This window comes from Natronocalculus amylovorans (assembly GCF_023638035.1).
In the GTDB taxonomy this organism is placed as follows: domain Archaea; phylum Halobacteriota; class Halobacteria; order Halobacteriales; family Haloferacaceae; genus Natronocalculus; species Natronocalculus amylovorans.
In genome coordinates this window covers 302,887-323,151 of record NZ_JAKRVX010000003.1, presented here as the reverse complement: position 1 = coordinate 323,151, position 20,265 = coordinate 302,887, and the positions used below count along the sequence as shown (strand labels likewise).

Below are 20,265 nucleotides of genomic sequence, written 5' to 3'. Positions count from 1 at the left end.
TTCGAAAGTTGTACAATAGAATCGTGGAGGTGGGATAAGTAGGGGACTAGGCCCCTACAATAATAATCGAACCGACAGCAATCGCTCCGGACTCGTGTACACCGAGTACGATTGACTGTTCCATCGTATATGTTCGATTTTCCCACAGGCTTATAATCGTTACGCGTCTGGCAACTGTTGACGCTCCACGACAGAACCCAATGCGGTCGCTCTCGGTGGGAGAAAAACCGCGAGGAAGTCATTAAATTCTGACCTCCTCTTTTGAGCGAACACCGATCTCCTCTGCGAAGCGTGAGATGACTTGGTCAGTCACACGGCGTTTTTCAGCGCCGAACTCTTTGACACGCTTCGTTACCGCTCGTACCTCCGAGTCGGTTGGATCGTATCCTGCATCAACCAGACGCTTTTTAACCGAGTGCGTTCCGGTATGTTTGCCCATCACGAACTCTCGACGGGCACCAACCATCTCCGGTGTCATGACACCCGGCTCAAATGTATCCGAGTTTTCAATGACGCCGGCTGCATGAATCCCACTCTCGTGAGCAAATGCGTTTCTGCCGACGATCGATTTGTTGGCCGGAATCGGGATATCGGATTTCTCCTCAACGATCCGTGCCAGTTTCGTGATCTGTGTGGTATCGATTCCGGTATCGACATTGTACAGCGACTCTGCAGTCATGACAACCTCCTCGTAGGCTGCATTGCCGGCTCGTTCACCAATTCCGTTGACAGAGACTTGTGCTTGGTGTGCACCTGCTTCGAATCCGGCAATTGCATTTGCTGCAGCAAGGCCGAAGTCATCATGTGCATGCACGTCAACACGTGCGTCGGTATGCTCTCGGACAGTTGTGACGAGTTTTGCAAACCGCGTCGGTGTTGCAACACCACAGGTGTCTGGAATGTTGATCCAATCAACACCTGCTTCGTCGACCGCTTCAATGACCTCGATCAGGTACGACTCCTGTGTTCGAGTCGCATCCATTGGTGAGAACATTACTTCAACACCGGCGTCGCGAATGCGCTCAACGCTTTCGACCGCACGCTCTTTGGCCTCTTCTCGACTCGCATGCATCGAGTCTTGCAGCTGTACATCGCTTGTGCTCACGAACACGTGGACCATGTCTACGCCAGCGTCGATCGCAGATTCGATGTCTTTGTCGACGACGCGTGCAAGCCCACATATCGTTGTATCCGTGGCTGCAGCGATGTCCGAGACCGCCTCAAATTCTGGTTCAGAGTTTACCGGGAATCCTGCCTCAATAACATGGGTGCCCATGTTATCCAGAACCTCGGCAATCTCGCGCTTATCATCGTAATCGAACGAGGTGCGTGGCGATTGCTCGCCGTCACGCAGTGTCGTATCGAAAATTCGTACTGACTCAATTCCGTCAGTGTTGTCCAGTGTGCCCTGGAAGAACTCGATCCGCCGGGGTAGCCGACGAATCCTCCGTGTCGTTGTATGACATTGTATCTCTTCCTCAGACGTGTATCTATATAAATGCACCGCTATTTCAAAACAACTGGACAAATGTGTAGATAGAAAATGATGAATTTAGCGGCTAATCGCGGTACACAACCGAGTTAGGAAGAATTTGTATGTGTATTAATACCTAATATTCATCGTCGTGATATTTGCCTTTATATATGTGCGCTATTTTTTGGTTCTGTTTTTCAACTTTTACCGATGAGTATCTGTTGGGTGGTTGGACAATCTTCAAAAAGAGGCCCGAAGTCTTTTGGGGTGCCCGGGTAACGGTGGAGTATGAGCGAATTCGATCTTGACCTTCGAAATGCGGAAGATCATTTAGATGAAATTCCTGCTGATGAAGTTGTTCTGGGCATTCTTAACGGGACCACACCACCAGAGGATTGGGTGAAAACAGTGGAAAACGGAAACGTACTTGTCCTCGCTGTTGAAGGTGATTTGAACACCCTTGCGTCGGGCTTTGCTCGGGAAATAAAAGATATGGGGGGCGAGCTGATGCATTTTCGAAAATTCCTCATCGTCTCTCCACCGGACGTGTCGATTAATACCGATCGGCTCTGAACACAGTTCAAGACGCCTTGCGTTTATGCGGCTGTATCACATATCTTGAGTCATGCCGATGAAAGGAGCGGGGACGACTGCGTTGCGCGAGATCGATCGATTCGATGGTGGCGTTGGGTGGATTTCATACCCGGATGAAACAATGGAGCGTGCGAGCCATGCGATCGCTACCGATGATGGTGTCTGGCTTGTTGATCCTGTTGATGCGGATGGACTTGACGAGCTACTCGCTGAGTTTGGGCCTGTTCAAGGTATTGCAGTTTGTCTTGATCGACACAAACGGGATGCAGCCGAGATTGCAACACGCCACGATGTGTCAGTTTATATTCCAAACTGGATGACTGGTGTTGAGACGAAGCTTAACGCTCCAGTTGAGCGGTTTGGGTCGAAGCTAGCAGACACAGGGTATGAAGCGTTTGTTGTCCGTGATTCAACAGTCCCACCATGGCAGGAAGCAGGCCTGTTCAACGCAGACAATGGCACACTCATTATTCCAGAGTCAGTGGGCACTGCGTCGTATTTTGTCACTGAGGAAGAGCGGCTAGGTGTCCATCCAATGCTTCGACTATTCCCTCCAACTGAGGTACTCTCACAGTATCGTCCAGCGCGTATTCTCGTTGGACATGGTGAGGGTATTCTTTCGGATGCCGATCGGGCACTTCAGCACGCGCTTTCGGGGTCAAGAGGGAAAACGCCAAAACTCTATGGGAAGACACTGAAAAGTTTCCTCCCACTCTAATAGATGGCTATCTACATAACCCGTGGACTGCTCTCTGTACTCCTTGAGCACGCAGATAAACGAGCACCAGCACCAGTGACGATCTCTTTAGCAACACTGCCAGCAAGCGAGTTTGGTGAGTCGCTGGCTGATGTTGTTCCTCCGGAAACACCGATTGTAACTGATATGTACATCCCAGATGCAGGCCGGTCGGTAAATTCGGTCTTTGGGATGGACTTAGGGAGGCCAGCAGGTGGTGCAAATGCTAAGTTTGTCTCTCATCCATCCGGCCCGTTAGCCGTGACAAAAACGGATGACCTTGCGGGCGTTATTTTTGTCGCGGTTCCGCCGTGGGATGATGAATCGGTCGCAGCGTTCGATCGGTCAGGCGATCGATTTGAACTGCACGTTGTTGAGGCTGAACCGCCGATCGACCTGCTCGAATGAGCATTATTTCAGATATCCCAGATCACGGAGTTGGTCTGCGATCTCAGTGAACTCCGCTTCGGTAAGCTGTCCCTCTCGTTGATGCTGAATAACGATACTTCGGAGCAGAAACCGAACAAGGTCACTCGTGCTTGTGAATGATGTTCCTTCAATTGTCTCCTCAACACGTTCTGCGAGATCCTTCGGGATAGAGACGGTCGTGTATTCAGTCATGTAGGGGATGATGCTATGGCAATGGATACGTTTTGGGGTCGCGTGAGCGAAATCCAATGTCGCCGGGCTTTTTGGTAGCTGCATTCATATCCAGTTACAATGGCAGCACGACCCCCACCAAGTGATTCATCAGAGCCAGATCTCATCGAATTTGGTATTGCTGCGCTTGATGCACGACTTGAAAATACTGAGCTAACATACCCTACAACAGCTACCAAGATTGTTGACGCTGTACAGCAAACTGCAATACCAATTGATGGCTCTGGAAACACGGTCGAGTTACAAGAGGCACTCGAGCAACTTCCACAGCAAGAATTTGAAAATAAAACCGAGCTACTCAACCAGCTACACCCCGTTTTTGAGATGTATCGCGAAGAAGCAAGCAGTGGGTTTTTTGGTCGTCTCCGATCGCTGCTCCCATTCTAACCATACCGGAAACTGCTACTTGTTGTATGATTTTTGTGGATCGGTATACTCTGCAGATATTGCGTCGTCAGCGTTTGCACTGCGGTCCCCTTCAGACGATTGCGACGTTGGCGGTGATTGTGTCTGTGTCCGTGCTTCGAGAAGCTCAAATCGTGACAGCTGTTCGCGGTGCAGCGAGAGCAACATATCCGAGAGCACACCGAACATGAGCAGTTGAACGCCAAACAGAACGCCTGCAACTGCGCCGATCGCAAGGATTTCATGGCCAATCCCAAATGCAAGCCAGCGATAGACCACATAGAATCCAAGTATGAGACCGATCGTCGTTGAGATTGCACCAACGCTTCCAAAATAAAACAACGGGTTGTTTGTCTTTGCTTTTCGATACAGTTCTATGAAAATAATGCCACCATCACGGATTGGATGCAGGTTCGTGTCTGAACCATCCGGACGCGGGCGGTACGTGATCGGAACAACCTCTGTTTTGAATCCGCGCTTTGCACATTCAACTGACATCTCTGTCTCAACACCGAACCCATCGGCGCTCAGTTGCATCTGTGAGAACGATTCCGTCGTAAATGCTCGATACCCGGAGAGAATATCTCGGTAGTTTTGCCCGTGAATAAGAGCAAATGCGCTGTTTATGATCCGATTTCCAATTTTGTTGAGCGGAGTCATTGCTCCGGGCTGCATATTTGCAAACCGGTTTCCAATGACGTGGTCGAAGTCTCCAACAAGAATCGGCTCAAGCATTCGCTCTGCATCCGAAACATCGTATGTTGCATCAGCATCCGCCATCAACACAACCTCTGCCGTGATATGTTCCACTGCCTCGCGGATCGCTTGGCCTTTTCCAGTTCCAGTTTGTGTAATTACACGAGCACCAGCATCACGTGCCAACTGACGTGTCTCGTCTTCGGAGTCGCCATCAACAACAAGCACATTGCTAAACCCGGCATCAATGTAGCCGTGAACGACAGACTCGATCGTTGCAGCCTCATTTAATGTCGGCAACAAGACGCAGACGTCGGAAGCGGTTGCATCAATGTCTGCGGTGGTGGCCGTTTCAGACAAATTGCTGGTTCGATCGCCCATTGTCATACCTGTGTAGTGTGTGGCGATAAAACAGTACTTATCCAGCAGTTTGGAGAATATTGATGTCTTTACACTGACGTGACCACAATCGCTTTATTGCCGACGGCAGCACGTGTTGTATATGCAAACAGTCGTACTTGCTGCAGGTGCTGGGACTCGGATGCGTCCGCTTACCGACTCTATCCCTAAACCAATGCTACCTGTTGCGGGGCAACCACTCGTCGCGCATACCATTGAGCGAGCGGTCGCCGCAGGGGCAAGTCGAATCATTCTCGTTATTGGATATGAATCCGACCAGGTCCGAACGTACTTTGGTAACTCATATGATGGTGTTCCGATCGAATATACAGTCCAACCTGAACAGCGAGGGACTGCAGATGCTGTCCGTGTTGCTTCGCAAGCACTTGCTGATGAGCCGTTTGTGGTACTGAATGGTGATGCACTTTATGACATCCCTGCCCTCCAGAAACTGTATCAGAATGGTCCCGCAGTTGGTTCGTACCGAGTCTCGAACCCAAGTTCGTACGGTGTATTACAAACCGACGGCAATCGAGTCACTGGTGTTGTCGAGAAGCCAATAGATCCGCCATCAAATCTCATCAACACAGGTGCCTATGTATTCCCTGCTGAGACCCGCGATCGGCTCGATGTTGGTGTGTCAGAACGCGGTGAGCTAGAGCTTACAGACGTCCTGCAAGCAGTCTGTGACGCACATACTGTGACTGCAGTTCCATTCGAGCGATGGCTTGATGTCGGCCGACCGTGGGAGTTGCTCTCTGCAAACGAATGGTTGTCTGAATCTCTTGTATCCGAGCAGGCGGGGACCGTTCACTCAGATGCGACGATCTCAGGATCAGTTGTTGTCGCGGACGGTGCAACTATTAAAAGTGGTGTGACGATTGAGGGGCCAGCATATATCGGAAGCGGTGCGACCATCGGTCCAAACGCGTACATTCGGGGCTCAACATACATCTGCTCGAATGCAAAAGTCGGCCACGCTGTTGAAGTCAAAAACAGTATTCTCTTTGAGGGTGCCACTGTTGGACACCTCTCGTATATTGGTGATAGCCTCATTGGCAAGCAGACAAATTTCGGCGCGGGAACAACAGTCGGAAACCTTCGTCATGATGGCGAACCGATTAAGCTAACAGTCAAGGGTAAGCGTGTCTCTACCGGTCGCCGGAAGATGGGCGTCGTCTGTGGCGATGAGGTAAAAACAGGAATCAATACGAGTTTAAATCCGGGTGTTATTCTCTCCAGTGAATCATTTACGACACCGGGAGAGGTTGTGACACACGATCGCTAATGGTGCAGCTCTTCGACCCTCACTCAGAAGGTACCAAGCAGTATGCGTGACCTGGTGCGTTGACAACTTCCGCTTCATCTTCATCCCAGTATCCCGAAATATCGCCTCGTTCTGCGTAGTATATCCGGCCGTCGTGTGGAACGGCTTCGCTTGTAACATGCCCTCGGCTCTGGACTCGCCAACGAACCGTTCCGGTATCCTTTTCAAGTGCATATAGGTGTGTGTCATACGAACCAACAAGTACCGCATCTGCAGTCACTGTGAGTGATCCGATAACGCTTCCGCCGACGTTTGTTGACCAAATCTCCTCACCAGTTTCGGTATCCAATGCGTGAACATGGTTGTCGTCACCACCCATGTAGACAATGCCTGTTTCCGGGTCGATCCCCGGATTTGACATGATGACACGTCCAGTCTCAAATCGCCACGTCTCTGTGCCGTCTTCGAGATTGAGGCGATAGAAGTTCCCATCCCACGAGCCGACAAAAACACCACCCTCATACATTGGTGTGGTTCCTTTGATCTCCGCACCGGTTTCGAACTCCCATGCAGGCTCCAACGACGGGAACTCCCAGCAATACATCACACCGTCGTTCGAGCCGATCGCCATCCGTTCGGTTTTGGGGTCGATCGCCGTTGATGGATGTGGCATCCCCAATGGTCGATCGTCTTTCCAGAGCGGCTGTCCAGAGGCGGCGTCGATCGCCCACATCGTCCCGGCCGGTGGATGATTGTACTCGGTAACGACGTAGATCACGCCATCCCAATATGCAGGTGAGGAGCCAATTGCGATCGATCCGTCTAACTCCATCCGTGAGGTTCGCCATACCTCCTCGCCAGTGTGAATATTGAACGCGTAGAGATCTCCATCATAGCCGCCGATGTAGGCGACGTTATCGACGATCGCAGGTGTGCCATGAATACCAAGGTTTGTCGCCCCTGTTTGGACGGTCCATTTGTGCTCGCCGTTTGGGGTGACTGCGTGGACTCGACCGGTATCAGCAGGGATGAGTACGGTCTCTCCATCAGGTGTTGGAAGTGGACTTGCTTTTGCTGCGGTATGGCCGATGTAGTTTACCGGAAGTTGCCAGTTAATTTCGACTGCATCCGGAACCGTTTGCTCTGGATAGTATCCAAGCCGTCGAAGCCCACGGCGAAACATTGTAATATTCTCGTCATCCGGATACGTCCGATCGTACGGCAGCAGTTCTGGGTTGAACTCAGCCTGTGTCTTGTCATATACTGGTGTTCCAGGTGCGGCGACACATCCCGCAAGACCACCAATGAGTGCAGCACCACTTGCTTTGATCGCGTTCCGACGGGAGAACGAGTACCGTTTGGAGGAGTTATTTCGATCGGCCATCTACGATACTTCGCGGTTTGTGCGGATTCAATATATGTGTCTCGGTGACTACTGTTACGTCACTCCATTGTACTGTCGAGAATCGATCGTGCCTCTTCGAGGATCTCAACAGTTCGATCCCCATCTCGTGATTCAGCAGTGAGTCGGATAATTGGCTGTGTGCCGGATGCTCGAATGAGGAACCACCCATCAGCTACCCCAACTCGGACGCCATCGATCGTTGTCACGTCATCATACCTCGATTTAACGGTTTTAACGATCGTCTCCATAACGTCATATTTGTTTGCGACCTCGATTGAATCGCGCAGGATTGGATAGGTGTCGATCGATGCAAGCCGCTCGGAAAGCGGCTGTGTTGCTGCCAATACGGCGAGTGTCACGGCAGCCAGTGGGCCATCCGGGCAGTAGGTCTGTTCAGGGAAAATCCATGCCCCGGAAGGCTCACCGCCGAACGATACATCCGGCTCGCGTGTTTTTTCCGCAACATAGACGTCGCCAACTCGTGTCCGGACAACGGATGCACCGATCGCTGAGAGCGCATCATCAACGGCAAGGCTTGTGTCAACTGGTGCTGCGACCCGATCGCCGTCAGACGCAATCTCGCGTGCAAACGTTGCGAGCAACAGATCTCCGGCGACAAAGTCACCAGTATCTGTGACAGCCATCATCCGATCGGCGTCACCATCGTGTGCAATACCGAGATCAGCATCGGTTGCACGAACATGTGCTTGGAGTGTGGCCGTTGTCTTTGCGGTTGGTTCGCTTGGTCGTCCGGGGAACCGACCATCCGGCTGCCCATTGAGCGTTTCAACATCTGCGCCCGCTTGGAACAGTGCGTCTGCGGTTACCTGTCCCATCCCGTTGCCGAGATCAATAACCACAGATAGATCCGAAAGGTCTGCATTCGCTGCATCGATATACGAGGTCAGTGCGTCAGTATGTGCATCCGTGGCGCTTGTATCATGCGTTACCGATCCATGTTCATCCCACGATGTGAGATCAAAACTACTGGTCTCAATTCGCGCTTCGATCGCATTCTGTGCAGTCGTGTCGAATGCTTGCCCAGACGGTGTCCAGAGCTTTATTCCGTTATCTTCCGGTGGGTTGTGCGATGCGGTGACAATGATTCCAGCCGAAGCATCATGTCTGGCAATTGCACGGGCCAGTGTGGGTGTTGCGACGGTTCCAAGTTTGATACAATCCGTCCCAGATTCGACAAGACCTGCCTCAAGTGCAGAAAGGAGGGCTCGTCCGGAATCTCTAGCATCTCGGCCAAGAACGACCCGATCGGCTGTTGCGCCAACTGCACGGCCAATATCCAATGCAAGAGATGCAGTCACGTCGGTTCCAACAGGGCCACGAACGCCACTCGTTCCGAACATACCATAGCTGTCGGGAGAGCCGCCTATAGGTTTGTTGTCACTCTGTACACAGGTGAACAGAAACCGCCACGTTTTGATGGGGTGCGTTCAAATACTCTGATATGTATCGAAAAGGGCATCTCGGTGTTTCGTTACTTGTCTTTGCACCGATCGGATACGGGCTTGTCTCAATCGGAGAGCCGGAGCTTTCGCTCCTCACTGGTGCGGTGATGGTCTGGTTAGCGATGCTCCCGGATATTGATCATCGTCTTCCAATTATTTCACATCGAGGACCAACACATTCGCTCCTGTTTGCCGCATTGGTTGGTGGAGTGTTTGCTGGTGCTGGGTTTTTGTTAGAGGGTGCGTTTACCGTTGCTGGATTCAGTCTTGCTGCATTTGGGTTTTTTCTTGGATTCGTGAGCGTCTTTGCACATCTTATTGGCGACACGCTCACGCCTGCAGGAGTGAACTACCTGTGGCCACTGAGCACAAAAACGTTCTCGGTGTATCTCACACGAGCGGATAACACGATCGCAAATCAGGGACTGTTCGCGCTTGGGGTGCTCGTCTCCGCAGCCGTTATGGGCCTTGCATTCGGCGTCTTTTAAGAGTCTAACCTGCGCGTATCTTTTTGAAGATTGCACCGAAACCGATCGGTATGACCGACCAGCCGACACTTGATCAAGACGCAATGCGTAATTTCACGGTCCCGGAGTATGACTCACTGCCTGCAGACATACAAGAGCGGATCGAAGAAGAGACCGCCCGTGCTGGATTTACCCCAAACGTGTTTGCAGCGATGGCATACAGCCCCGCTCAGTGGCGTGCATTCATGGCGTATCACGACGCGCTTGTTGAGGTGTCTGCACTCGATCGAGAAGCGATCGAAATGATCGTGGTTGCAGTCTCCGGCGTCAATCACTGCTACTACTGCAACGTTGCACACGGTGCACTCTGTCGGATCTATGCGAAGGATCCATTGCTTGCTGATCAACTCATTTCGAACTATCGAACTGCAGATATTTCTGACAAACGCAAGGCAATGTTAGACGTCGCAGTTACCCTTACTGAGCGGCCAATGGAGATCACACAGGCGGACCTCGATCGCTTAGCCGAGGTCGGCTACAGCGAACAAGCAATCTGGGATATCGGTGCCGTGACTGCATTCTATAACCTCTCAAATCGGATGGCCCATTTTGCGGATATGCGGCCAAACGAGGAGTTCCATACGCTTGGCCGAGAGTAACTGTGAACGAACAGTATTATTCGATTTTATATCCTGCTTCGGTGATTGCGGCTTCGATCGCTGGTTTGTCGCTATCACCCTCAACAGTGACCACACCTGACTCATGATCTGCGTCGACAGTCGATACGCCAGTAATGTCGCTCACTGAACTCTCAACATTCGCTTCACAGCCCGTACAGCTCATTCCGCTCACGGCGAGTTTGAGTACCATATATTTGGAAAGTAGACACTCAAGTAAGTTGATTATGGTTTTGAAACCAAAGTATATGTGTATACCAACTTGGGATCATAAACCCCCATCGATAGCTCTAATGAGACACAGTACATAAATGAAGTATGCGCGAATTAGACCAGATCGATCGCGAGATCATCCAGCTTCTGCTTGAAGATGGCAGGCGACCGTACAGCGATATTGCAGCGCATGTTGGGCTCTCCGCACCTGCAGTTACCGATCGAATCGATCGGCTTCGAGCGGTTGGTCTGATCGAAGGGTTCTCTGTCGATCTCGATACAGGGTTGCTTCGGGACGGTGTTCCAGTATTAGTTGAACTGGCGGTTGAACCCGCATATCTCTCCGTTGCAAGCGATGCATTACGCGATGTTGAACGGATCGAGCACCAATACACCACCGCAGATGCGTCGATTTTTGTCCATGCGACGGTTGGAACGGACAGCGTTACAGCGTTACTTGATAGCGTTCTGGATTTCAACCGAGTTCGATCGATCAATGTCCATCTCCTCTCGAATTCGTCATGGTCACCACGTATCGGCTCGGACGCACAGCTTGCCATTGACTGTGTTGAGTGTGGAAACGCAGTAACTGGAGAGGGCGAGTCCGAACGTATTGACGGAACGCTGTACCACTTTTGTTGTGGCTCGTGTTTGGGGAACTTCACCGAACGGTACGACCGCTTTGCTGCTGATGCGTAGTTTTGAATCCAAAGTTCAGGACACGATTTACTATCGATTCAAAATGAAAAATCGGTTGAAAGTGGAGCCCGTATAGACTAGTATGAGCCACACATCCCATCTTGAAATCTCCGGCATGTCCTGTGCAACATGTACCGGAACTGTCCAAGATGCCTTACATGATCTTCCTGGCGTTGAGTCCGCGAGTGCAAACTTCGCAACAGACGACGGGTCGGTGACATACGACCCGGATACTGTTTCGCTTAAAACAATCTATGAAACGATCGAAAACGCAGGCTATGAGCCACTCCGAGAGCGAAAAACGATCGAGATTGGCGGTATGTCCTGTGCAAACTGTTCTGCAGCGAACAAACGCGCGATCGAGGCAGTGCCGGGAGTTATTGAAGCGTCGGTTAACTTCGCAGCAGATGAAGCGACTGTCGAATACAACCCGGTGGACATCGAACTCGATGCGGTGTTTGACGCGATCGAACAGGCAGGCTATGAGCCGATCCGCCCAACCGAAGACGGCGACCCCAAGACTGAGCGCGAGTCGGTTGCCAAGCGTGAGATGAAAAAGCAGTGGCGGCTCGTGATTATCGGTGGCATCCTTACCCTGCCATTCCTTCCAATCATGGCGTCGATGTTTGGGCTCGTCTCACTCCCGGAGACGATCGCAGGAATCGAGCTTGGCATTATTGAGTTCGTTCTTGCCACTGCATTGATGGCAACGCTTGGAAAGGAGTTCCTTGTTGGTGCCTACCGCGCGGCAGTCCACAATCGACAAGCCAACATGGATACGCTTGTTGCAATGGGAACCAGTGTTGGCTATCTCTACAGTGTCGGTGTGCTTGGAGGTGCCATCACTGGCGAAGGACTCTACTTCGAGGCCGTTGCGTTCATCCTCTGGTTTATTACGCTTGGCAACTGGCTTGAAGCGCGATCGAAAGCGCAAGCCAGCGATGCCCTTCGCGCACTGCTTGAGCTGAAAGCAGATGATGCAACGCTCGTCCATGAAGACGGGACAGAAGAGACAATTGCGGTTGATTCGATACAGGTTGGCGATCGACTGAAAGTTAGACCTGGCGAACGGATTCCAACTGACAGCGTCGTTGTTTCCGGTGAGAGCGCAGTTGATGAGTCGATGTTAACGGGCGAAAGCGTCCCCGTAGAGAAATCGGTTGGTGATGAGGTTATCGGATCGACGATCAACGAGAACGGAGTGCTCACTATTGAAGCGACGAAGGTTGGTGCAGAGACGGCAATCCAGCAGATCGTCAAACGCGTTAAAGAGGCGCAATCCCGACAGCCGGATATCCAACGCCTTGTTGACAAAGTGAGTGCCTACTTTGTTCCACTGGTCATTATAAACGCATTCACGTGGGCGGTGCTGTGGTATCTATTCCCAGCACAGCTGTCATCAGTCGTTGGACTGCTCCCACTAACTCCTGTAAGCGGCGGCCCAGTTGCGGGCGGCGTCCCACTGCTTGAGTTCTCGATGGTTGTGCTTGCGTCGTCGATCCTTATTGCATGTCCATGTGCACTCGGGCTGGCAACGCCTGCAGCAACGATGGTTGGTTCGACGATCGCTGCAACAAACGGCGTCCTGTTCAAAGGGGCTGACATTCTCGAACGCGCAAAAGAGATTGATGCAATCGTCTTCGATAAAACAGGGACGCTGACACACGGCGAGTTGGCACTCACAGATGTGGTGTCGCTCGAAGACCCCGTTCGTACTGACGGTGCGGGAATCGCTATTGAAAAACCAGACCGTGATGCAGAAGCGTTCGTCCTCGCTGCCGCAGCCAGTGCGGAACGTGGGTCGGAACACCCACTAGCACAGTCGATCGTCGCCGGCGCAACCGATCGGAATCTTGCGCTTGCGGAGCCAACACAGTTTGAAAACATTCCTGGGCATGGAATTAGTGCACAGACTGAGTTTGGTAAGACATTAGTCGGCAACCGAAAGCTCATGCGGGACAACGGAGTCGATCCTCAGCCCGCTGAAGAGGAGTTGGTCCGCTTGGAGAATGAGGGGAAAACAGCGATGTTAGTCGCAGTCGAAGGGAGCCTCGTCGGCGTTGTTGCCGCAGCAGATACGGTCAGAGAAAGCGCAAAAACAACGATCGAAGCCATACAGAAACGTGGCCTTTCGGTCTATATGCTGACTGGAGATAATGAACGAACTGCGCGTGCGGTCGCAGCGGATGTCGGCATTGACCCGGACAACGTTCGTGCGGGCGTCCTTCCAGCGGATAAAGCCGATGCCGTAGACGAGTTACAATCGACAGGCGATCGAGTGATGATGGTTGGTGATGGAGTCAATGATGCGCCTGCACTCACGACTGCTCACATCGGCGTTGCGATCGGTTCGGGAACCGACGTTGCGATCGAAGCCGCGGATGTCACCCTCATGCGGGACGACCCAGCGGATGTCTTGAAGGTGATTCGTATTTCGGAGGCCACGATCACCAAAGTCAGACAGAACCTGTTTTGGGCGTTCGCATACAATACGACGCTTATTCCGATCGCCTCGCTTGGGATGCTCAACCCTGCACTTGCAGGACTCGCAATGGCAGGATCAAGCGTCTCTGTGATGACAAACAGTCTCGCATTCCGGCGGTGGGATCCACATACGGATTATCACTTCCTCCCGTTGAGACTGTTCTACAAAAATAGATAAATCGCCTTTCGTCCAAACGTTTTTATGTTTTCTAACCCTCCATTGAGGTGTCATGCCGAAAGGGAAGGTAGCCTTCTTTAACGATACAGGCGGTTACGGTTTCATCGAAAGCGACGACCTCGACGAGGACGTTTTCTTCCACATGGAAGATATCGGTGGCCCTGACCTCGAAGAAGGCCAAGAGGTTGAATTTGACGTCGAACAGGCCGACAAAGGCCCTCGCGCAAAAAACCTCGAACGGCTGTAGCTACACACGTAGCTACGCAGTATCAGTTATAATTGCGGTTTCAGTTTTGCTGTGACCGTCCACACGCCACGAGCGATCGCTGTCTTTTCGTTCGTGGTTTTTATAACGCTATCAGCGGTAGCTATAGCTCTCCCTCCTGGGCGAGCGATCGAATTTCATCCACGCGCGATCGAATTGCCGCCCACTCAGTATCGTCTTTCTTATCAACGTGAGCGTACATTAGCCCCATCCGACCAGTTCCACGAAGCGTCTCTTCATTTGTTTTGAGGAAGTCCCAGTAGAGTGCATTGAACGGACAGGCGTTTTCGCCGGTTGTTTTTGAGATCGCGTACGGACACGATTTGCAGTGGTCACTCATTTTGTTGATGTAGTTTCCCGACGAGGCATACGGCTTCGAGGAGAGCACGTCGCTCCCAAATGAACCCATTCCAATCACGTTCGGTGTCGTCACCCAATGATAAGCATCAACAAAGCCCAGATGGAACCACTCGTTCAACGCTTGTGGGGTAACGCCATACATAAGGGCAAAGTTCGAGAGGACCATCAATCGCTCAATATGGTGGGCATAGCCTCGATCGTACACATGGTTCACTGCTTCTGAAAGACACTGCATCTCCGTCTCACCGCCCCAATAGAGCGGCGGCAGCGGTTCTGTCTGGGAAAGCTGGTTTGCCTGTGCGAGTTCCGGCATCGATCGCCGATAAACATGCCGCATGAACTCACGCCAGCCGATGATCTGACGAATGAATCCCTCAACGCTATGTATTGGTGCGGTTCCCGTCTGATAGGCTGCCGCTGCGCGATCGACAACCTCCTGTGCGGTAAGAAGGCCAATGTTTAGCGCAGCGGAAAGCAGTGAATGCGACAACGCCCACTCATCAGTTAACATCGCGTCCTGATATGGCCCAAACGCTTCGAGCCGATCGTCGATCACGTGATCGAGCAACGAGACCGCTTGTTCGCGGGTTACTGGCCACTGCAGCGGCTCCTCAACTGACGGTACCCGTCCCCAACTGTCAGGATAGCGATCGCTGACAAACGCATGGACTGATCGGGTAATATCGTCATGGGAAAATGTTGGAACTGGTGGGGGAGACCACTCTTTGGGTGGCGTCTCACGGTTTTTGTCATCGTAGTTCCACTCGCCGCCGATCGGCTCTCCGTCTTCCATTAGAATACCTGTTTCTCGGCGAACGTGGCGATACCAGTTCTCCTGTCTGTATGTCCGACCCTCCTCGTGCTCACCGGCCCACGAATCAAACATCGCGTGTGTGGTCACAAAGAGTTCGTTTTCAACGCGAGTCAGTGTCCCGCCGCAGTTTTCGACAAGGTGCTGTAGTCGATCGCCAGCACCGTGACTCGGCGGCTCCATCAACACCAGCCTGTCGCCAGGGTTTGCCGTAAAATACGTTTGTACTCCCTCACCAAACGTCTCAGCAGTAATGTATGTGACCTCGTATCCATCTGCGCGAAGCGAATCGCGGAAGTGACGCATCGAACTAAATAAGAGCAACAGTTTTTGTGGGTGATAACGGAGCCGATCGGCGAACCCGTGCGCTTCGATCATCAGCACATGGTCTGTGTGCTGAATTGGCCCTACATCCGCTGTCAACTGGTCACCGAGTACCCACACAGTCATACTGATAGTTGGTGCGCTGTTGGCTAAATTGCCTCGCCCACCTAGCCGCTTCGATCGGCTTTTTGTCGGTTGCGTGTGAGTATCCCACATGGAGTACACGACGCTTGGCACGACTGGTATGGAAGTCTCGAAAATCTGTTTAGGCTGTATGAGTTTTGGCTCAAGCGACTGGCGTGGGTGGGTCCTTGATGAAAAAGAGGGGATTGAGTTGGTTGATCGGGCGATCGATCTTGGAATCAATTTCTTTGATACGGCTAATATGTACTCAAACGGAGAGTCCGAGCGAGTACTCGGGAAGGCGCTAGAAGGCCGCCGCGATGAGGCAGTTGTCGCCAGTAAAGTCTACTTCCAGATGGACGAGAACGACCCAAACTCGGGCGGACTCTCCCGAAAGGCGATCGAACAGGAGTTAGATGCCAGTCTCGATCGATTAGGGATGGATACGCTCGATCTCCTCCAGATCCACCGCTACGATTACGACACACCACCGAAAACGACACTACGAGCGCTTGACGATGCAGTTCGACGTGGAAAAACCAGATACGTTGGTGCATCATCCATGTGGGCACATCAGTTCTCGGATATGTTGTATACGAGTGACTCACTCGGTCTCGATCGGTTTGTGACGATGCAGAACCACTACAATCTTGTCTATCGGGAGGAGGAACGAGAGATGCTGCCACTCTGTAAAAAAGAAGACGTTGGTGTGATCCCGTGGTCACCGCTTGCTCGCGGCTATCTGACCCGTCCGGATGACCAGATCGACTCGACAACACGTGGGGAGACTGAAGAGCATCTGTACAGACATCCATACCGCGAGGGCGGTGGCAAAGAGATTAACGCCCGCGTTGTAGAGCTCGCTGAAGAGAAAGGCGTGAAGATGGCCCAGATTGCGCTTGCATGGGTCCTTTCAAAAGACGTTGTCACTGCACCAATCGTTGGGACAACGTCGATCGAACATCTCGAAGATGCCGTTGAAGCGCTGTCAATCAACCTGACTAGTAGCGATATCGAATATCTTGAAGAACCGTATGAATCGGTTCGTGTTTCCGGTCACGAGTAGTCACGTATCTGGTAACAGCTACTAACCGTATCTCTGACCGTGTTCGGTCATGGAGCTTACAAACGGCTTTGCGCTGTCTGTCTTGGCGATACTCGGATTGCTGACTGCACTTTTGTTCCTTCCATTTGTGACACCAATTGTGGGTGCTGCACTTGTCGCCTATCTCCTCTTGCCGCTTCAACATCGGCTCACCGATCGGCTGAGTGCAGGTATTTCCGCTGCGCTGTTAGTAGTTGCAACAACCCTGCTATTCGTCATTCCCGTTGTGTTGATCCTCAGAATTGCGATTCTTGAAGCCATAGAGATTGGCACTCGCATTGAAGAGGGTGAGATTGATTTGTTTCTTATTGATCAGCGGGTTGAGAATCTGCTCGGGAGACCGGTTGATACACCCGGATGGATCGGTCGGGGCGAAGGCTTCCTCATCGAGTTCCTGACTGGTGAACCAGGTGGCATTGCGGGGTACGTGACAAATGTAGTCTCGTTGCTTGGTGGTGTAACTGAGTTCCTTGTTGGAATCGCCGTCTTTGGTCTGTTGTTGTATTATTTTTTGAAAGATGGCGATCGGTTTGTTGCGTGGATTCACTCGGTTACGCCATTACCGGAACCGCTGCGCATGGAGTTACACGATCGGGTAGACCGCCTCTTGTGGGCGATTATTGTTGGGAGCGTGCTTGTGTCGGTGATTCAGGGCGTGCTCACAGGAATTGCCTTGGCGATTAGCGGATTCTCTAGTATCGTATTCTGGACCGTCATTGCCGTGTTCTTTGCAATTTTGCCTGTCATTGGGGCATCTGCGATCTGGATTCCTGCAACGCTCTATCTGCTTGCGGGTGGACAGTTTCTTTCAGCACTGTTTTTGGGGTTGTTTGGGCTGATTGTGATCAGCCTCTCAGATAATTTGTTACGCGGTATGATCGGGGCTCGAACCGCACAGATGAATCCCGGACTGTTTCTCCTCGGCATTTTTGGCGGTGTGTTTCTGTTTGGATTTATTGGCATCTTTTTGGGACCGCTTGTTGTCGGCGTCACAAAAGCATTCACCGAGGTATTTGCCGAGGCATACAGCCCGTACACCGGTCAAGACGGAGAAATAACAGATAACGTCAATCGGCCACCCCAACCGCGACAGGCATCCTAATCGTTCAGTCTAACAGCTGTGCGGCGATCGTATTCCGAAGAATCTCACTGGTCCCTTCGTAAATTTCGTTGAGCTTCGCATCCCGGTAGTATCGCTCGACTGCGAAATCCGTTGTGTAGCCGTAGCCACCGTGGATCTGAATCGCTTCGTTTGCAACCTCACGGGAAATCTCACTCGCATACAGTTTTGCCTGCGCTGCCTCCTTGATGAACTTCTCACCGCGAATCTTTTTATCGGCTGCCTGGTGCATAAGCAGGCGTGCGCACTGTAGTTTGGTATCCATGTCTGCAAGCTTGTGCTGGATCGCTTGGAACTGGCTAATTGGGCCATCGAACTGCTCTCGCTCTTGGCTATAGTTCACTGCGTCATCCAGTGCTGCTTGCGCAATGCCGACCGATCGGGCTGCGATCGTAATGCGACCACCGTTCAGCGTTTTTAGTGCGTGGACGAAGCCGTCACCTTCGTCTCCAAGGAGCCGATCGGCAGGGATTCGCAGCTCATCAAATCGTAGCTCTGCAGTCGGACAGCCCTTATCACCCAGTTTGTGTTCGGTTCCTTCGACAATGAAGCCATCATCCTCTTCGGGACGGACAATAAACGAAGAGATCCCCTTATTTCCGGCATCCGGATCGGTCTTTGCAAAGACAGTTACCGTCTCTGCCACGGATCCGTTTGAGATCCAGAGCTTTCCGCCGTTGAGTATGTATTCGCCCCCATCTTTCTCAGCAGTCGTCTCCATAGCCGGAACATCGCTTCCTGCACTGGCTTCCGAAAGTGCGAATGCACCGATATCCGTTCCCTCATTTAGTGGTGTAAGGTACTGTTCTTTTTGCTCGTCATCGCCAAATGCATACAGCATGTTTCCAGCGAGACTTGTATGTGCTGCGACTACCGTTCCGAGCCCACCTGAGCCGCGCGAGATTTCAGCAAGACCGATCGCATAGCTGTGGTAATCCAGTCCAGCACCACCATACTCCTCCGGAAACGGCATTCCCATAAGTCCAAGCTTGCCCATCTCAGCAACAAGGTCTGCAGGAAACTCGTCGGTTTTATCGATCTCCTCAGCACGAGGTTTGATCTCTTCATCAACAAACTCCGAAACCATATCCCGAATTTGGCGTTGTTCAGCGGAGAGGCTAAAATCCATATCCCACGTTTTCGGTGTGCTACCTTAGGCGTTTCCACACGGTTTTTCATCCTAGACTACTGGCAGAAATCCATCTCTTGCCCAAGAGACTTTTTAGGCCTGCTTACATACAGTAGAGTACTTGAATGAGCGGACACGAATCTCGCCCACCCGGGACTGACGTCGAAGACGACCTGCGATGGTGTCACGACGCCGTTCAGGACGTTTCACGGACGTTTGCGCTGACTGTTGACGTGCTCGAAGAGCCAATGTCAACGCACATCTGTCTGGGCTATCTCCTTTGTCGAATTGCTGATACTGTCGAGGATGCAGGTCACATCCCACCAAAAGAACAGGCTGAGGCCTTAGAGATCTACAACGAGGCGATCGATCCGGATTCAGAGACCGAGATTGATGCATTCCTTGTTGCGATCGATCCATGGCTGCCACCAGTTGCTGAGCGATCGGCTGATTGGGAGGTTGTCGCGGCTGCACCACGAGTCCTCTCCGCATTTGAAAGCCTTCCAGCCGACGTTCAAGAAGCGATCGTCCCGCCTGTTTCTGAACTTGTCAGTGGGATGGCGATGTTTGTCGAACGCCACGCGGACAACGGTGGCCTCCGAATCAACACACGTGATGAACTCGAAGAGTACTGCTACTATGCAGCCGGAACCGTTGGGAATCTGATCACAAATCTCCTTACGCGAGGCGACCTTGCATCCGAGAAGCGCCAAACACTGTATGAGACCGCAGAAGAGTTTGGATTGCTCTTGCAGTTGGTGAACATCTCGAAAGACGTGTATGACGATTACACAGAAGAGAACAATGTCTACTTGCCTGCAGAGTGGCTTGCTGATGAAGGAATTGATCAAGACAGTGTCGTTGATCCATCGAACCGAGACGCGGCCGCTGCAGTGGTGAACCGAACTGCAGACCACGCTCATTCATTCCTTGATGACGCCGAAAAGTACCTGACTGCAATGCCGTTGAAACACGGAAACACGATGGCTGCATGGGGTGTCCCATTCCTCCTTGCAGTTGGAACACTTCGTGAGCTTACTGCTCGGCCGGAAGATGCACTCACCGAAACGGGTGTCAAAGTGTCTCGCGAAGAAGTATATGCTGTTGTCGCAGCCATGAGTACAACCGGAAAAGATTCGATCGTCGAATTTCGACGGCAGATCGCTGATCAGCCGTTCCACCGTGCAATCTCAAACGCACAGACGCGGTAA

General features: G+C 52.0%; 21 protein-coding genes. 13 read left to right on the top strand and 8 right to left on the bottom strand.

Annotated elements, in window-relative coordinates; all coding sequences use genetic code 11:
- Nucleotides 1-241 precede the first annotated feature (241 nt).
- A complete protein-coding gene (locus AArcSt2_RS09775) occupies nt 242-1,471 on the bottom strand; it encodes a LeuA family protein (RefSeq protein WP_425493660.1) in 1,230 nt (409 codons plus the stop codon).
- Nucleotides 1,472-1,762: 291 nt separating this feature from the next.
- On the opposite strand from AArcSt2_RS09775, the gene AArcSt2_RS09770 reads away from it, so the two are divergent.
- Genes AArcSt2_RS09770 through AArcSt2_RS09760 form a run of 3 tightly spaced genes read left to right on the top strand, consistent with a single transcriptional unit; the run spans nt 1,763 to nt 3,212 of the window.
- On the top strand, nt 1,763-2,047 hold the full coding sequence (locus tag AArcSt2_RS09770; protein WP_174653663.1) for a DUF5779 family protein: 285 nt from the start codon (nt 1,763-1,765) through the stop codon (nt 2,045-2,047).
- Between the two features lie 52 nt (nt 2,048-2,099).
- A complete protein-coding gene (locus AArcSt2_RS09765; protein ID WP_250584254.1) occupies nt 2,100-2,786 on the top strand; it encodes a hypothetical protein in 687 nt (228 codons plus the stop codon).
- 3 nt (nt 2,787-2,789) lie between these two features.
- Nucleotides 2,790-3,212, top strand: a complete 423-nt coding sequence (locus tag AArcSt2_RS09760) for a JAB/MPN domain protein-containing protein (protein WP_174653665.1) — start codon at nt 2,790-2,792, stop codon at nt 3,210-3,212.
- Between the two features lie 3 nt (nt 3,213-3,215).
- Here the strand turns inward: AArcSt2_RS09760 and AArcSt2_RS09755 are convergent, their stop codons facing one another.
- The gene (locus tag AArcSt2_RS09755) at nt 3,216-3,425 is read right to left on the bottom strand and encodes a ribbon-helix-helix domain-containing protein (RefSeq protein WP_174653666.1); all 210 of its coding nucleotides are present in this window, start codon (nt 3,423-3,425) and stop codon (nt 3,216-3,218) included.
- Nucleotides 3,426-3,524: 99 nt separating this feature from the next.
- On the opposite strand from AArcSt2_RS09755, the gene AArcSt2_RS09750 reads away from it, so the two are divergent.
- Nucleotides 3,525-3,851 carry a hypothetical protein gene (locus AArcSt2_RS09750; RefSeq protein WP_174653667.1) on the top strand — a complete coding sequence of 109 codons (327 nt, stop codon included), beginning with the start codon at nt 3,525-3,527 and terminating at the stop codon, nt 3,849-3,851.
- A 15-nt stretch (nt 3,852-3,866) separates the two neighbouring features.
- Here the strand turns inward: AArcSt2_RS09750 and aglJ are convergent, their stop codons facing one another.
- Nucleotides 3,867-4,946 (bottom strand): S-layer glycoprotein N-glycosyltransferase AglJ, encoded by a 1,080-nt coding sequence (gene aglJ, locus AArcSt2_RS09745; RefSeq protein ID WP_250584252.1) that lies wholly within the window; start codon nt 4,944-4,946, stop codon nt 3,867-3,869.
- Nucleotides 4,947-5,067: 121 nt separating this feature from the next.
- Between aglJ and glmU the strand changes: the two genes are divergently transcribed.
- Nucleotides 5,068-6,252, top strand: a complete 1,185-nt coding sequence (gene glmU, locus AArcSt2_RS09740) for a bifunctional sugar-1-phosphate nucleotidylyltransferase/acetyltransferase (RefSeq protein ID WP_250584250.1) — start codon at nt 5,068-5,070, stop codon at nt 6,250-6,252.
- Nucleotides 6,253-6,271: 19 nt separating this feature from the next.
- On the opposite strand, the gene AArcSt2_RS09735 is transcribed toward glmU, so the two are convergent.
- Both AArcSt2_RS09735 and glmM read right to left on the bottom strand, forming a co-directional pair.
- Nucleotides 6,272-7,615: an outer membrane protein assembly factor BamB family protein gene (locus AArcSt2_RS09735; protein WP_250584248.1), complete on the bottom strand. Its 1,344-nt coding sequence runs from the start codon at nt 7,613-7,615 to the stop codon at nt 6,272-6,274.
- A gap of 59 nt (nt 7,616-7,674) precedes the next feature.
- Nucleotides 7,675-8,997: a phosphoglucosamine mutase gene (glmM, locus tag AArcSt2_RS09730; protein WP_174653671.1), complete on the bottom strand. Its 1,323-nt coding sequence runs from the start codon at nt 8,995-8,997 to the stop codon at nt 7,675-7,677.
- A 101-nt stretch (nt 8,998-9,098) separates the two neighbouring features.
- Between glmM and AArcSt2_RS09725 the strand changes: the two genes are divergently transcribed.
- Together AArcSt2_RS09725 and AArcSt2_RS09720 are read left to right on the top strand one after the other, a co-directional pair.
- Nucleotides 9,099-9,587: a metal-dependent hydrolase gene (locus AArcSt2_RS09725; RefSeq protein ID WP_174653672.1), complete on the top strand. Its 489-nt coding sequence runs from the start codon at nt 9,099-9,101 to the stop codon at nt 9,585-9,587.
- A gap of 50 nt (nt 9,588-9,637) precedes the next feature.
- A complete protein-coding gene (locus AArcSt2_RS09720) occupies nt 9,638-10,225 on the top strand; it encodes a peroxidase-related enzyme (protein WP_250584246.1) in 588 nt (195 codons plus the stop codon).
- Nucleotides 10,226-10,241: 16 nt separating this feature from the next.
- Here the strand turns inward: AArcSt2_RS09720 and AArcSt2_RS09715 are convergent, their stop codons facing one another.
- Nucleotides 10,242-10,436, bottom strand: a complete 195-nt coding sequence (locus tag AArcSt2_RS09715; RefSeq protein ID WP_174653674.1) for a cation transporter — start codon at nt 10,434-10,436, stop codon at nt 10,242-10,244.
- 125 nt (nt 10,437-10,561) lie between these two features.
- Between AArcSt2_RS09715 and AArcSt2_RS09710 the strand changes: the two genes are divergently transcribed.
- The 3 genes from AArcSt2_RS09710 to AArcSt2_RS09700 all read left to right on the top strand — a co-directional run bounded on the left by AArcSt2_RS09710 (nt 10,562) and on the right by AArcSt2_RS09700 (nt 14,064).
- Nucleotides 10,562-11,155 carry an AsnC family transcriptional regulator gene (locus AArcSt2_RS09710; RefSeq protein ID WP_250584244.1) on the top strand — a complete coding sequence of 198 codons (594 nt, stop codon included), beginning with the start codon at nt 10,562-10,564 and terminating at the stop codon, nt 11,153-11,155.
- An 82-nt stretch (nt 11,156-11,237) separates the two neighbouring features.
- Complete coding sequence (locus tag AArcSt2_RS09705; RefSeq protein WP_250584242.1) at nt 11,238-13,817, top strand: heavy metal translocating P-type ATPase; 2,580 nt, start codon at nt 11,238-11,240, stop codon at nt 13,815-13,817.
- Nucleotides 13,818-13,869: 52 nt separating this feature from the next.
- The gene (locus AArcSt2_RS09700) at nt 13,870-14,064 is read left to right on the top strand and encodes a cold-shock protein (RefSeq protein ID WP_174653676.1); all 195 of its coding nucleotides are present in this window, start codon (nt 13,870-13,872) and stop codon (nt 14,062-14,064) included.
- A 121-nt stretch (nt 14,065-14,185) separates the two neighbouring features.
- Here the strand turns inward: AArcSt2_RS09700 and AArcSt2_RS09695 are convergent, their stop codons facing one another.
- Nucleotides 14,186-15,703: a cryptochrome/photolyase family protein gene (locus AArcSt2_RS09695; RefSeq protein WP_250584240.1), complete on the bottom strand. Its 1,518-nt coding sequence runs from the start codon at nt 15,701-15,703 to the stop codon at nt 14,186-14,188.
- An 88-nt stretch (nt 15,704-15,791) separates the two neighbouring features.
- Between AArcSt2_RS09695 and AArcSt2_RS09690 the strand changes: the two genes are divergently transcribed.
- Together AArcSt2_RS09690 and AArcSt2_RS09685 are read left to right on the top strand one after the other, a co-directional pair.
- Nucleotides 15,792-16,766, top strand: a complete 975-nt coding sequence (locus AArcSt2_RS09690; RefSeq protein WP_250584238.1) for an aldo/keto reductase — start codon at nt 15,792-15,794, stop codon at nt 16,764-16,766.
- Between the two features lie 49 nt (nt 16,767-16,815).
- The gene (locus AArcSt2_RS09685) at nt 16,816-17,907 is read left to right on the top strand and encodes an AI-2E family transporter (protein WP_174653679.1); all 1,092 of its coding nucleotides are present in this window, start codon (nt 16,816-16,818) and stop codon (nt 17,905-17,907) included.
- A gap of 4 nt (nt 17,908-17,911) precedes the next feature.
- Here AArcSt2_RS09685 and AArcSt2_RS09680 read toward each other — a convergent pair whose 3' ends face one another.
- Nucleotides 17,912-19,054 (bottom strand): acyl-CoA dehydrogenase, encoded by a 1,143-nt coding sequence (locus AArcSt2_RS09680; RefSeq protein ID WP_250584236.1) that lies wholly within the window; start codon nt 19,052-19,054, stop codon nt 17,912-17,914.
- 125 nt (nt 19,055-19,179) lie between these two features.
- On the opposite strand from AArcSt2_RS09680, the gene AArcSt2_RS09675 reads away from it, so the two are divergent.
- On the top strand, nt 19,180-20,265 hold the full coding sequence (locus AArcSt2_RS09675; RefSeq protein ID WP_250584234.1) for a phytoene/squalene synthase family protein: 1,086 nt from the start codon (nt 19,180-19,182) through the stop codon (nt 20,263-20,265).